We start from the raw sequence: 13,061 nt of genomic DNA, 5'->3' as shown, positions 1-13,061 counted from the left end.
CTCAAGCCATGGCCGAGGCGATGTGGGGTTGGCAGGCGTCGACGGCCTCTTGTTCGGGTTCTCCCAGCGTCGACGGTCCGTTGAGGCAATTCAATAGGAACAGGGCCTCGTAGAGCATCTCCAGTTCCTCGGAGGCCTCGGACATGTGATCCAGCGCCCGTTGGCGGGCCACCGCGGCCCGGCGGGTGCGGGGTAGGGCGCAGATGTCGGCCACCCCGTCGCCGTCGCTGTCGAAGGCAAAAGTGATGGCCCCGCCGAGGCTGTGGTTCAAGCAGAAGTCCGGACTGTTGATGGTGCCGGAGTAGAACGCAGGATCGTCCTCGGCGTATTGGTCCGGTTCCCGGACGGTCGCCGGTTCCTGGCCTTCGTCGGTCGATCCCGACGGAGAGGTCACCTCGGCGGGTGTACTGGTGGGAAGGTCCCGGTACTGCTGGCATTCGTCCACCGCTTCCCGTTCGGGTTCGCCGAAGGAGTCGGCCACCGACCGGCATTCTTCGGCGAAACGAGCGATGAAGATGTCCTGCTTCACCAGGGCCAGTTCCTCCAGTGTCCGCTGGTGGGCCACCGCCTCCCGTCGGGTGCGGGGCAGCGAGCACAAGTCGGCCACCCCGTCGCCGTCGCTGTCGAAGGCATGGGTGACCGGCCCGCCGAGGCTGTGGTTCAAGCAGAAGTCGGGACCGTCGATAACCCCGGAGTAGAACGTCTGGTCGGCGGGGACGACCTCGGTGGGAGGCGTGGTGTCGTCGGGGTCGTCGGGGTCGGTGGGGTCGGTGGGTGGAGGGCTGCCGACGGCCACGGTGGCCGGGGGCACGTCGAAGGTGAACCGGGTGGACAGCAGAGCGTCGTTCCCGCTTTCGCGAGCGGCGGTGTTGATTCGGCTCTGGAGCCGACTACCGCTCACGGTGACCGTGCGCGTGGTGCCGGTGATCTCGATCTGGGCTTTGTCCAGGCGGCCCGATTGCCCCACGCCACCCACTACCTCCATGCTGATGAGGCGGCCCACGGCGGTGTCGGCGTGGTCGTTCAACCACTGGTTGAGGTCGGCCACGGAGTAGGTGCGGGTCCAGGAGCGGTAGGGATTGGGGCTCTGGGCGTCGAAGGGGTCGGGCAGGGCCATCAGATAGGGAAGATCGGTGGCGAACACGTACCCGCTGCGCTCGGTGTAGCCCCCGTTGGAGGCCGAGTAGAAGGCCCGAATGGCGGCCCCGTTGTGGTAGAGCACTTGGCCCGCGGTGTTCTCCACCGCCCGGAGCCAGGTGGCGGCGTCGGGGTGGCGTTCCCGGGTGTCGCCCACGAAGGCCTGGTCCCACACGTTGGAGTACAGGTCGAACGGCCGGTTCCAGGAGCTGGAGGCCCGCCGTTCCCGGAGGGTGGCGGTGGCGTAACTGCGGGCGGCGATGGCCTGGGCCTCGTGGACGGCCAGGCCCCAGTTCATCGGCGTCTCGGCGATGCCCCGCAGGTAGTTCTCCATCGACAGCGAGTCGAGGATGACGTAGAACTGGCCGGGCTCACCCCCGGCGGGAACCAGGTTGATGCGCCCGTGGGAGTAGGAGCGTCCGGTGTTGGAAACGCTCACCGACGTGCCGGTGGCGAAGTGGAGTTGGGCGGTTCGGCCCACACAGCCGGTGCCGCAGCGGTCGACCCCGTTGGCCACGATGTGCCAGTGGCCCGCGTGGTTGGTGATCGTCACCGGGGTGCCCGCCCCCACCTGGATGTCACCTTGGCCGTCCACGGTGATGCGGTGGATCCCCGGTGGGGTGAGCGTGGTGCTGGAGGTGGTGCTCAGGTGGATGCGGATGGTGTCCTCGGGGTTGGTGGTGCCGGTGGTCGGTTGGGTCACCTCCACCGGGGTGGTGGCGGGATCGTCGGCGGGCAGGGCGGAAAGGGCGCTGTGAGGATCGCCGAAGAACTTGGCGATGGTCAGCGAGTCGAGGACGATCAGGAACCGACCGGGATCTCCGGGAACGGCGATGAGGTTGATGCGTCCGTGGGAGTAGGAGCGTCCGGTGGTGGACACGGCCACCGCAGTGTCGGTGCCGAAGTGGATCTGGGCGGTATCTCCCGCACAGCCGTTGCCGCACACGTCGTTGCCCGCGAAGGCGATGCGCCACCGGCCCTCCACCCGGGCGACGGTGATGGGGGTGCCGTGGGGAGCCCGGACCGGGCTTTGACCCCGGTAGGAGATGTCGGCGTCGTCAATGGACACCCGGTTGAGGCCTTCGGGGGTCAGCGTGGTGGCCCCGGCGGCGGCCAGCACCACGGCCACGTCTCCGGGATCGGTGGGGGCAGGGCCGGGATCGGTGGGGGCGGGGCCGGCAACGACCGGCTCGACGGCGGGATCATCGAGGAACTTCTCCACCGTCAACGAGTCCAGGGTGATGTGGAATCGGTCCGGTTCTCCGTCCACGGCGATGAGGTTGATGCGGCCGTGGGAGTAGGAGCGTCCGGTGGTGGACACGGCCACCGCGGTGTCGGTGGCGAAATGGAGCTGGGCGGTTTGTCCGGCGCACCCCTCGGGGCAGATGTCGGTGCCGCCGTAGGTGATGTGCCAGCCGGTGGCGTCGCGGGTGAAGGTGATGGGGGTGCCCGCCGGGGCCCGGGCCGCGTCCTGGCCGCCCACCGGGATGTTCTGGTTGTCGATGCTGATGCGGTTCATGCCGTCGGGGGTGAGCGTGGTGGTCTGGGCGGTGGCCAGCCGCACCCGGGCGTCGTCCGCCCGGGTGGTGGGGGTGCCCGCCGGCAGCGAAGCCGGCGCAGTTGGGGTCGTGGGTGTCGGATCGGGGGTTGGCTCGGCGTGGCCGTAGTTCTCCACCAACCGGGTGCCTTGGTAGTAGAAGGCCAGGATCTCCTCGGCGCTGTGCCCGGCGTCGGATCGGGCCCGGGCGCCCCACTGGCCCATGCCCACCCCGTGGCCCCAACCGCTACCGGTGAAGGTGACCGAGGCGGCGGGGTCCACCACCGACACCGAGGAGGGGGTGCTGTCCTGCGCGGCGGCGGGGACGGCGAGGAGCGCGGCGGTGACGGCCAGCGCGGCCGATAGCGCCACGGTCGTGGGAAGAAGGCGAGGGCGGTTCACCATCGCCAACCGCTGCCAATGCATAAAACGTCCAAAACGGTTGGCCGCCCGCAGTGACATTCTCCCAGCCCCGCAGTGGTCCATCAAGTAGCCCCTGCCAAACCGGTCGCGTCATGGCCGCTGGGGCTGCTGCCCTGGGTGAATGGGAAACAGGGGCGCACGGGTAGGGTGTCGAAGTGGTCCGCGGCCTGCTCGAGCGAGTTCTGCCCCCGGGAACCCGTCGCCGACGGCTGCTGAGCGGGGCCATGGTGGCCGTGCGGGAGGCCCGAAACGCGGGCCACCGCACCCGGGCCGAATGGCGTCGCCGTCGCCACGACGTCGAGCCCGATTCCGGTCCGATGCATGGCCTCAGTGTGGCCGACGGTGCTGTCCCCGTTGTCGATGCCGAGCCGGACTCGGGGGCTGAAGCGACGGCCTCGGAGGAGGCCGACCCGGAGCCGGCGCGTCCGCCCGCAGGGGTGACCTACCGGGAGTGGTTTTGCCGACTGCCGGCCGATCCCAGCGTCTTGGCCGTGCAGCGACGGTGGTTCGAGGAGTGGGTGCGACCGCTGAAGGTGTGGGCCTTGGTGGTGGACGACGGCGGTGATCTGGTCGCCACCGAGGCGTCGGTCCACGGCCAGTCGTGGGGGCGGGTGGAGTTGCTCAAGGTGGCCCCGGCCGCCCTGGCCGAAGAGTTCGACCGGCTGGCCCGGCGTGATCCCCAGGGCCTGGTGGTGCTGCTGCGGGCGGGCGACCGGTTGCGGCCCGACGCCGCCTTCGTGATGGCGCAGGCGGCGTGGCGCGACCCGGCCTTGGAGCTGGTGTACTGGGACCACGGCCCCCCGGAGTTGGCCGAGGTGTGGCAGTGGCACCAGGACGGGATGCCCGAGGGCGTCTACTACCAGGGTGACCTGGAGCAGGTCGGCCGTCCCCGCATCAAGCCGGGGTGGTCGCCCGACCTGTTGCTGGGCGCCAACTACGTCGGACGGGCTTTTGCTGTGCGGGCCCGCCGTCTGTCGCCGGAAGCGGCCGCCCGTCATGGCCACACCGCGGCCGACGACGACGCCCTGTGGTGGGATCTGCTGCTCGGCCTGGAGGTGGAGGATCACCAGGTGAGCCGGGTGCCAGCCGTGCTCCAGACCCTGAGCGACGGCGGCGACATCGGACCCCGCCACCGGGAGGTGGTGGAGAGGGAGCTGGCCCGCCGGGGCTGGGCCGCCCGAGCCCTCGTGGGCACGAGCGGCATCGAGCTGGCATGGACGCCCGAACGGGTGGTGCCGGTCACCGTGGTGGTGGCCACCCGCCACAATCGGGAGCTGCTGGCCGGCGCCTTCGGTCTCATTCGGTCGGCCGGCTACCCCGCGGTGGAGGTGATCGTGGTGGACAACGGCGGTCACACCGCCGACAACGACGCCTGGTACCGGGAGCAGGCCGCCGACCTGAACCCCCAGGTGATCTGGTGGGACGAACCGTTCAACTACTCGGCGGTCAACAATCGGGCGGCGGCCCTGGCCACCGGCGAGGTGCTGGTGTTCCTGAACGACGACACCGCGGCGGGCCACCCCGGATGGCTCCAGCACCTGGTGGGCTGGGCCTCGTGCCCCGAGATCGGGGTGGTCGGGCTCCAGCTCATCGACGAGGACGGCCGCATTCAGCACGGCGGGGTGGTGGTGGGCATGACCGGTCTGGCCGGCCACCTGTTCCAGGGCATGACCCCGCACTCCGACAGCCTGATGGGACCCACCGACTGGACCCGCAACACCCTGGCCGTCACCGGGGCCTGTTTGGCCGTGCGCCGCTCGGTGTTCGAGCGGGTCGGGGGTTTCGACGAGCGACTGGAGCTGTGCGGAAGCGACGTGGTGCTCGGGCTGCGGGCCCGCCAGGCCGGCTACCGCAACGTGGTGTCGGCGGCCACCCCGATCACCCACGCCGAGTCGGCCACCCGGGGGCCCCACGTGCCCGACAACGACGTGTTCGCCAGCTACTGGTGGTACCAGCGGTGGCTCATGGGGGGCGACCCCTATTTCTCCCCCAATCTGAGCCTCGCCCATCCCGAGCCGGTGCTGCACTGCGAGGAGACGCCGGGGGTACACGCCCGACTCAGCGAGATGCTGGGTCGGCCCATGGAGGTGTTTCATCAGCGCAACGACGTGGGGGAGGCCCACGCCCTGGCCTTCGCCTCGGAGGCCGACCGGAACCTGGCCGACGAGGTGCGCCGCGGGCACCGGGCGGTGGCGGGCCGCCAAGAGGTGAGGACGGTCAACTGGTTCGTGCCCGAGTTCCAGAACCCGTTCTACGGGGGCATCCACACCGTGTTCCGCCTGGCCGACCACTTGGCCGTCCACCACGGGGTGGAGAACCGGTTCATGGTGACCGCCGGACCGGTGGACCACGACGTGCGGTGGTACCGGTCGGGCGTCGCGGCGGCGTTCGAGTCACTGGCCGACTGCCCCATCGTGTACCACGATTCCTTCGCCTTCGACCCCGACGACGTGCCCCCGGCCGACGCCGCGGTGGCCACCATGTGGACCACCGCCTACTTTGCCGCTCGCACCCCGGCTCAGCGTCGGCGGTTCTATCTGATCCAGGACTTCGAGCCCATGTTCTACCCGGCGGGCACCCTGTACGCGCTGGCCGAGCACAGCTACCGGTTGGGGCTGTACGGGCTGTGCAACACCGGCCATCTGGCCGACATCTACCGGGACCACTACGGGGGCCGGGTCCAGTGCTTTTGGCCCGCGGTGGACGACACCGTGTTCCACGCCCAGGGCCGGGCGGCCCCGGAACCCGACCGCCCCACCACAGTGTTCGTCTACGCCCGCCCCGGGCACCTGCGCAACTGCTGGGAGCTGGCCGCTCGGGCCATCCGGCTGGTGAAGGACGAGCTGGCCGACGACGTGCGCATCGTGACCGCCGGGTCGTGGTCCTTTCCCGAGCACATGGACTCGCTCATCACCCACCTGGGCCAGCTCGACTACCGCGAGACCGGACCCCTGTACCGAACCTGCGATATCGGCGTGGCCCTCACCACCTCGGAGCACCCCTCCTATCTGCCCTTGGAGCTGATGGCCTGTGGCGCTGCGGTAGTGGCCTTCGAGAACCCGGCGGGGAACTGGCTGCTGCGCCACGACGACAACTGCCGCCAAGCACCCCAGACCGCCGATGGGCTGGCCGCCGAGATCGTGGCGCTGGTGCGCGATCCCGCGGCCCAACAGCGGCTGGCCCGCCAGGGCCTGGCCGACATCGCCGCCCGCCACGCCCGGTGGGATGAGAACCTGGCCGGGGTGTACGACTACCTGTGCCACCCCGAACCATGAACGGACCATCCACGACCCCCGCGCCCGAACCGGCTTCCGGCCCGGTGCGAGCCGGGCAGGGCGGGAGCAGCAGGAGCAGCGGGAGAACGCTTACCGGGCGGGGTGCCCCACTGGAGATCTGGGGCTACCGGGAGCTGATCAGCCGGTTGGTGCAACGGGAGCTGGGGTCGCGCTACAAGCGATCGGTGCTGGGGTGGCTGTGGTCGATGCTGAACCCGGCGGCCACGCTGGCCATCTACGCCCTGGTGTTCGGCGTGCTGTTGAAGTTCGACCCCCCACGGGCGGGCAACGGCCGCTTCGAGAACTTCGCGCTCTACCTGTTTTGCGCGCTGGTGATGTGGAACGCCTTCCACGGGGTGGTCACCGGGGCGATGAACGCGTTGTTGGACCTGGGGTCGCTGTTGGGCAAGGTGTACTTCCCCCCGGAGGCCCCGGCGGTGGCCGCACTGTTCACCGTGTTGTTCCAGGCCGGCATCGAAGCCTCGATCCTGGTGCTGATCCTGGTCTGCTTGCTCAACGTGAGCTGGACGTTCCTGTTGTGGCCCGTGCTGCTGATGCTGCTCGTGATCTTCGCCCTGGGCATCGGGCTGGTGCTGAGCGTGTGGAACGTGCGCTATCGCGACGTGGGCTATCTGACCACCATCGCCCTGCAGTTTCTGTTCTACGTGACCCCCATCGTCTACCCGCTGTCGCTGATCCCCGAGCGGGCCATGGGGCTGCCGGTGCGGGACATCATCCGGTTGAACCCGCTGTCGCAGTTCACCGAGGCCTCCCGGGAGCTGCTGTACGGGCTGGACTGGCCCGGCGTACTGCGGCTGGTGTTGATGGCGCTGATGTCGCTGGTGGTGGGCGCCACCGGCTGGCTGGTGTTCAAGGCCCGCACCCGCGACATCGCCGAGGAGCTGTAGGCCATGGGCAACCACGCAGTGGTGGTGGACGGCGTGTCCAAGCGCTTCCGCCTCACCCTCGACCGACCGCTCTCCCTCAAGGAGGCCTGGACGGGGATGCGCCCCGGTTCGGGCCGGCCGGTGCGCCGGGTGCGCAGCGAACCGTTCTGGGCGCTACGGGACGTGAGCCTGGAAGTGCCCCGGGGCTCGTTGTACGGGTTGGTCGGGCGCAACGGGTCGGGCAAGTCCAGCCTGCTGCGGGTCATGGCCGGCATCTATCGGCCCACCGAGGGCCGGGTGGCCGTGCAGGGCCGGGTGTCGGCCCTGTTGGAGTTGGGAGCGGGCTTTCACCCGGCGCTGAGCGGGCGGGAGAACATCTACCTCAACGCTTCGGTGTTGGGGGTGCCGAAGTCGCAGATCGACGACCGGGTGGACCAGATCATCGAGTTCGCCGGCCTCGAGGGGTTCATCGACAGCCCGGTGAAGATCTACTCCAGCGGCATGTACGTGAGGTTGGGGTTCGCGGTGGCCGTCCACGTGGACCCCGAGGTGCTCATCATCGACGAGGTGGTGGCGGTGGGCGACGAGGAGTTTCAGCTCCGGTGCTTCAGCCACCTGGAGTCGCTGCGCTCCCAAGGAGTGACCATCGTGCTGGTCAGCCACGACCTGGGGATGATGCGGGCCAACTGCGACCGGATGGCCTGGCTGAATCGGGGCCTGCTGGCCGCCGAGGGCGATCCGTCGGACGTGGTGAACGCCTATCTGGACACCATCGACACCGAGGGGGCCGCCTCGGTGGGGCACCGGCCCCGCCCCGATGCCGACGGCGACACGCCGCTGCGCATCACCGGGCTGGAGTTCTTCGACGCGGCCGGGCACCGGCCCAAGACCTTCGCCTCCGGAGAACCGCTGACCGTGCGCATCCACTACCGGGCCAGCGAGCCGATCCGCGACCCGGTGTTCTCGCTGGGGTTCTACGACCACAACAACCTCCACCTGGCCGGCCCCCGTTCCCACATCGACGGGTTCCGCCCCGGCACGGTGGACGGCCCCGGTTGGGTGGAGTTCCACTTGCCGCGCATCCCGTTTCGCTCGGGCGGGTTCCACGTGAACGTGGCTGTGCAGGATGCCGACGCCTCCTTTCTCTACGACCGCCGGGCCCGGGAGTTCTGGCTCCAAGTCTCCGGCGAGCCCGATCCCGGGGCCAACGGGCTGTTGAACCTGGAGGGCGACTGGCGGACCGGGGGCCAGTGACGCGGTGGTGTTCGGGGGCTCGGTGGTGAGGACAAGACGGTGATGCCCGAGCCCTTGGCCGTCACCATGATCGGCGACTCGTTGCCCTACGCCGACGGGGCCGAGGCCGAGCTGTTGGCCGTGCTGGCGGCAGCCGAGGACCGACGGGTGGGGGCCGACGAACTGGCCGAGGCCGTACACGACTGGCCCACCGCCTACCACCTGGCCCCGGAGCGGGCCATGCTGTTGGCCCCGCTCGACATCCGCTCCGGCGACCGGGTGCTGGATGTGGGCGCGGGCTCGGGGGTCAACACCCGCCTGTGCGCCGACCGGGGGGCGGTGGTGACCGCGGTGGAGGGCAGCGCCGCCCGGGCGAGGCTCATCGCGGAGCGCAACGCCGGTCTGGACAACGTGGAGGTGCTGTGCGGCCCGCTGGACGGGCTGGGCGAGGATCGGCGGGCCGCCTTCGACGTGGTCCTGGTGGTGGGCGTGCTGGAGTACGCGGGCACGGCACCGGGCGGCGACGGGGGTCCGGAGCGGCTGCTGGGCCAGGTGGCCGACGCCCTGGCTCCGGGTGGGGTGGTGGTGCTGGCCATCGAGAATCGCCTGGGGCTCAAGTACCTGCTGGGTTTTCCCGAGGATCACCTGGGCGTGCCCTGGGTGGGCTGGGAGGGGTACCGGCCCGGTGAGCCGACCACCTGGTCACGCCGGGAGCTGGCCGGGATGCTGAGCGACGCCGGATTGGTCGCCCAGCGGTGGCTGTACCCCTTCCCCGACTACAAACTGCCCACCACGGTGCTGGCCGAGCCGATCCACGACCGGCCCGACGGGCCCGATCTGGTGGATCAGTTGGTGGGCCACCCCACCAGCGGCCAGTACGCCCAGCCGGTGTTGGTGGCCGACGACCGGGCGGCCCACCGCACGATGCTGACCGCGGGCCTGGGACCGGAGGTGGCCAACTCGTTCCTGGTGGTGGCCGGCCGTGATGGCGACGCGGTGGCCGGTCGGGTCGAAGCCGGGGCGCTGGCGTGGCGGATGGCGCCCGACCGCCGGGAGCGTTGGCGCCAGCTCGCGGTGGTGGCCGACACCGATTCGGGGGTGGTCGTGCGACGCCGATTGGTGGGTGCCCCACGGCAGCGTGAAGCCGAGGGGTGGCTCGGTCAGGTGGAGGTGGCCGAGGAGCCCTACCTGGCGGGCCGCAATCTGGAGCAGTGCCTGCTGGATTGGGCCCGCGAGGGCGACGTGGACGCGGTGGCCGGCGGCTTGGCGGCCTGGCGGGACAAGCTGGCCGCCCACGAGACCCCGGTGGCGTCGGTGGACGCCCCCCACCCGTATCTGCCCGCCGACACTACCCGGAAGCTGCCCCCGGAGTGGCTGGACGCCGGACCGGACAACTTCGTGGTGCGCCCCGAGGCGGCGGCCCGCGATTTTGGGGTCACGGCGGCCGACCTCACCTTTGTGGACCGGGAGTGGGTGGCGGCCGGGGGCGTGGACGTTCGCCTGGCCGTGGTGCGGGGGCTGTGGAAGGCGATGTCGGCGTTGTTGAGCGCCCGGATTCACCTCCCCTGGCCGGTGACCTGGAGCAACGACCGGTTGGTGATGCATCTGGGCGGGCTGATCGGCGAGAACATCGACCCCGCACTGCTGCAACGGTGGCGCGAGGCGGAGGCCGATCTGATAGCGCGAATCTACTGTCGGCCCGAGGAGAGGGTGGCGGAGCTGCACGACGCGGGCAGTCGCTCCCGCATGGATCGGCTGCGGTCGCCGCAGGCCGCCTACCGCCGCATGGAGCATCAGGTCCACCGGCAAGAGGAGCTGCTGGCCGCCCTGGCCGCTCCCCATGAGGTGGCCGCCGAGCGGGACGGGGCCCGGGCCCGCCAGACGCAACTTGAGACGGAATTGGACCGCATCCGGGCCGAGCTGGCCCACGCGCAGGCCCGCCTGGCGCGGCTGGCTTGGCGGGAACGGGTCCACGACGCCCTGGCCCGATTGCTGCGTCGCGGGGGACGGAGCTAACTCAGGCCCCGGCCTCCAGCAGGTCCTTCAGCGCAATCCACATCTGTTCTCGGGTGGCGGAGATGTCGAAGCGCCGGGCCGCCGCCGTGCCCTGATCCCGCAGTCGGTTGCGCAGTGATCGGTCCCCCAGAACCCGGTCGAGGGCCAGGGCCATGGTGACGGGCCGTTTGTCGGCCAGTACGATGCCCCCGTCCTGCACGGTTTCGGCCACCGCGGCGGCGTCGTAGGCCACCACCGGAAGGCCGTTGGCCATGGCCTCCACCAGGGGAACGCCGAACCCTTCGTGTTCGGACGCGCAGGCGAACACGTCGGCAAGCCGGTACCACCGCAGCAGATCCTTGTCGGAGACCTTGCCCGCCAACACCACCCGGTCGGCTACCCCCAGTCGGTCGGCCAGGCTCTTGAGGGAGTGCCGGTACTGCACCGGCGAGGCGTCGCCCACCAACACCAGGCGGGCTCGGGGCCGCCACCGGCTCAACACGGCGAACGCGGCGACCAGATCGTGCTGGCACTTGTTGGGGGCCAATCGCCCGACGAACAGGACCGTTCCCCCGTCCTCGGGACTCCCGTCCTCGGGACCCCCGTCTTCGGGGACGGCACCCTCGCCGGTGTGGGTAGGTCGAGCCCCCCGGTCGAGGTGCCACAACACCGGGGACACCACCACGTCGTCGATGCCCAGATCTCGGAGTTCTCGGGCGTTGAACTCCGAATCGGCAATGCCCCGAATGGTGAGAGGTGCCAGTTGCCGGAGTTGTTGGCGTCCCCGGGTCACGCTCCGGGCCAATTCCGGCTGCCAGGTCTCGAAGAAGGCGGCCGGAGTGATGTTGTGGTAGTTGAGCACCACCGATGCCCGGTTGCGGATGACCCACTGAGCCACCTCCGAGCCAATGGAGTGCTGCAGGATCGAGATGCGGGCGTCGCCCTTCCACTTGTCCACGGCCACCGTGGCGCCGTCGGACCGACTCTTGCGCTCGACCACGATGCGGACCTCACAACCCCGCTCTTCCAGCAGTTCCTGGATGAGCCGGGTGTGATTGCTGGTGGCGTCGCCCTCGGCCATTTGCGGGATCAGAAGATCAACCAACGGGCTCATGGGCGGCCCCCCTCTCGGCCTGCCTGGGGAGCGGCCGAGCCTGGCTCCGGGGTCATTTGGCTTCGCTGGGCCAGCACGATCTCGGTGATGCGGCTGTCGGAACACGGCTCCCGGAGGGCGTCGAAATCCGCCTGCTCCAGCAGGTAGTGCCAGGTGACCGGGGAGATGCCCAGCCCCGCTCCCAGTTCGGCGGCCACCCGATCTCGGCCGGCGGGGTCGGCCACCGCCACCACCACCCGGCCCGTCTTGGTCAGCGCCCGGCCGGCGTGGTGCAACACATCCAGAATCGTGGGCAGGGCCAGGGCCTCGACCACGCCGGTGAGCACGATGGTGCCGATCTCCTCGTCCTCGAGGCCGGCCAGATGCGCCTGCAGGTCATCGGTGCGAATGTCGAGCCGGCGGCGCAGCCCGGCCAGGACCCGGTCGGGATCCTGTTCCACGCCGTAGACCGGGATGCCTCGTTGGCCGACGGCCTCCACGATGCCTCCCTCGCCCCCGGACACCACCAGGCACGGCCCCGGTCCGACCATGAGGGCCACCTGGTTGATCACCGCGGGCGAGGGCTCGGGCGGGTCGCCCACCAGAGCCGGCCCGACGCGGGCCGTGGGGGGGCCGATGGCTCCAGCGGCGGCCTCCAGGCGCCCGAGGCGGTCTTCCTGGTGGCGCAGGTGCCGGACCAGTACCCCCGCGAACACGTTGAACTGGTCGGTCAGAAACCGGACGTACCAGTAGGTCAACTTGCGGATGAGCCATTTGGCCCCGTGCAGTCCTCGGCGTGAGCCGACGGGAACGTGAGGGTCGAGGGCGGCCAGGTTGGCGGCTTGGTCCAGTAGGGGCCCCTCGTGATGGACGACCGCCTTGGTGGGGGCGATGTCGGCCCACGCCTGTCGGATGTCGCTCTCGAGTTGGGCCAGGGTGCGGTCCGAGCGGCGGCGCGCTTCGGCTTCTGCCGTGATGGTCGCGCCGATCCCGGGAGAGTCGGGGGAATCAGGGCTGTTCATGGTGGCGGGGGCGGCGGGCGATCCGGCGAGCGATGCGGATGATGGCCGGTCGGTTCAGGTCGTGGTGCAGGCGGAGATTCTCGCCTTCCAGCTCGCTGATCCGGGCGTCCTTGTCGGCGATTCGGCGGTCTTTTTCGGCCATGAGCCCATTCAGTTCGGCGATGCGGGCGTCCCGCTCGGCCACCCGCCGGTCCTGGTCGGCGATGCGGGCGTCCCGCTCGGCGATGCGGGTGTCCCGCTCGGCCACCCAGGCGTCCCGCTCGCCGATCCGATGCTCGAGTTCGCGGCCGTGGTCCTCGAGGTGGGAAATGCGGGCGTCCTGATTGGCCGTGCGGTCGGTGAGGAACTGGTTGCGGGCCTCGGCGCCCAGGACCCGGTCGCGCAGCCGGAGAATCTCACGGCGCAGTGCTTCGGGATCCCCGCTGTCGATCACCTCGCCGCTTCCGTCCCCGCTCACGC

General features: G+C 70.3%; 8 protein-coding genes. 4 read left to right on the top strand and 4 right to left on the bottom strand.

Going from position 1 to position 13,061, the window contains the following annotated elements; genetic code table 11:
• Position 1: 1 nt before the first annotated feature.
• The gene (locus ACOQPQ_RS06035) at positions 2–3,046 is read right to left on the bottom strand and encodes a SpoIID/LytB domain-containing protein (RefSeq protein WP_420638541.1); all 3,045 of its coding nucleotides are present in this window, start codon (positions 3,044–3,046) and stop codon (positions 2–4) included.
• A 206-nt stretch (positions 3,047–3,252) separates the two neighbouring features.
• On the opposite strand from ACOQPQ_RS06035, the gene ACOQPQ_RS06030 reads away from it, so the two are divergent.
• Genes ACOQPQ_RS06030 through ACOQPQ_RS06015 form a run of 4 tightly spaced genes read left to right on the top strand, consistent with a single transcriptional unit; the run spans position 3,253 to position 10,508 of the window.
• Entirely contained in the window at positions 3,253–6,372 is a 3,120-nt protein-coding gene (locus ACOQPQ_RS06030; protein ID WP_420638540.1) for a glycosyltransferase, read from the top strand.
• Positions 6,373–6,416: 44 nt separating this feature from the next.
• Positions 6,417–7,280, top strand: coding sequence for an ABC transporter permease (locus ACOQPQ_RS06025; protein WP_420638539.1), 864 nt, complete (start codon positions 6,417–6,419; stop codon positions 7,278–7,280).
• A gap of 3 nt (positions 7,281–7,283) precedes the next feature.
• Positions 7,284–8,513: an ABC transporter ATP-binding protein gene (locus tag ACOQPQ_RS06020; RefSeq protein ID WP_420638538.1), complete on the top strand. Its 1,230-nt coding sequence runs from the start codon at positions 7,284–7,286 to the stop codon at positions 8,511–8,513.
• Between the two features lie 42 nt (positions 8,514–8,555).
• A complete protein-coding gene (locus ACOQPQ_RS06015) occupies positions 8,556–10,508 on the top strand; it encodes a methyltransferase domain-containing protein (protein ID WP_420638537.1) in 1,953 nt (650 codons plus the stop codon).
• A 1-nt stretch (position 10,509) separates the two neighbouring features.
• Here the strand turns inward: ACOQPQ_RS06015 and ACOQPQ_RS06010 are convergent, their stop codons facing one another.
• The 3 genes from ACOQPQ_RS06010 to ACOQPQ_RS06000 are packed head-to-tail and all read right to left on the bottom strand — an operon-like array spanning position 10,510 to position 13,059.
• On the bottom strand, positions 10,510–11,601 hold the full coding sequence (locus ACOQPQ_RS06010) for a glycosyltransferase family 4 protein (protein ID WP_420638536.1): 1,092 nt from the start codon (positions 11,599–11,601) through the stop codon (positions 10,510–10,512).
• Entirely contained in the window at positions 11,598–12,602 is a 1,005-nt protein-coding gene (locus ACOQPQ_RS06005) for a hypothetical protein (protein ID WP_420638535.1), read from the bottom strand. The genes ACOQPQ_RS06010 and ACOQPQ_RS06005 overlap by 4 nt, the downstream gene beginning before the upstream one ends.
• On the bottom strand, positions 12,589–13,059 hold the full coding sequence (locus ACOQPQ_RS06000; protein WP_420638534.1) for a hypothetical protein: 471 nt from the start codon (positions 13,057–13,059) through the stop codon (positions 12,589–12,591). The genes ACOQPQ_RS06005 and ACOQPQ_RS06000 overlap by 14 nt, the downstream gene beginning before the upstream one ends.
• Positions 13,060–13,061 lie beyond the last annotated feature (2 nt).

Source organism: Candidatus Poriferisocius sp. (assembly GCF_965219775.1).
Lineage (GTDB): Bacteria > Actinomycetota > Acidimicrobiia > Acidimicrobiales > Bin134 > Poriferisocius.
This window is presented reverse-complemented; position numbering and strand designations above follow the sequence as displayed.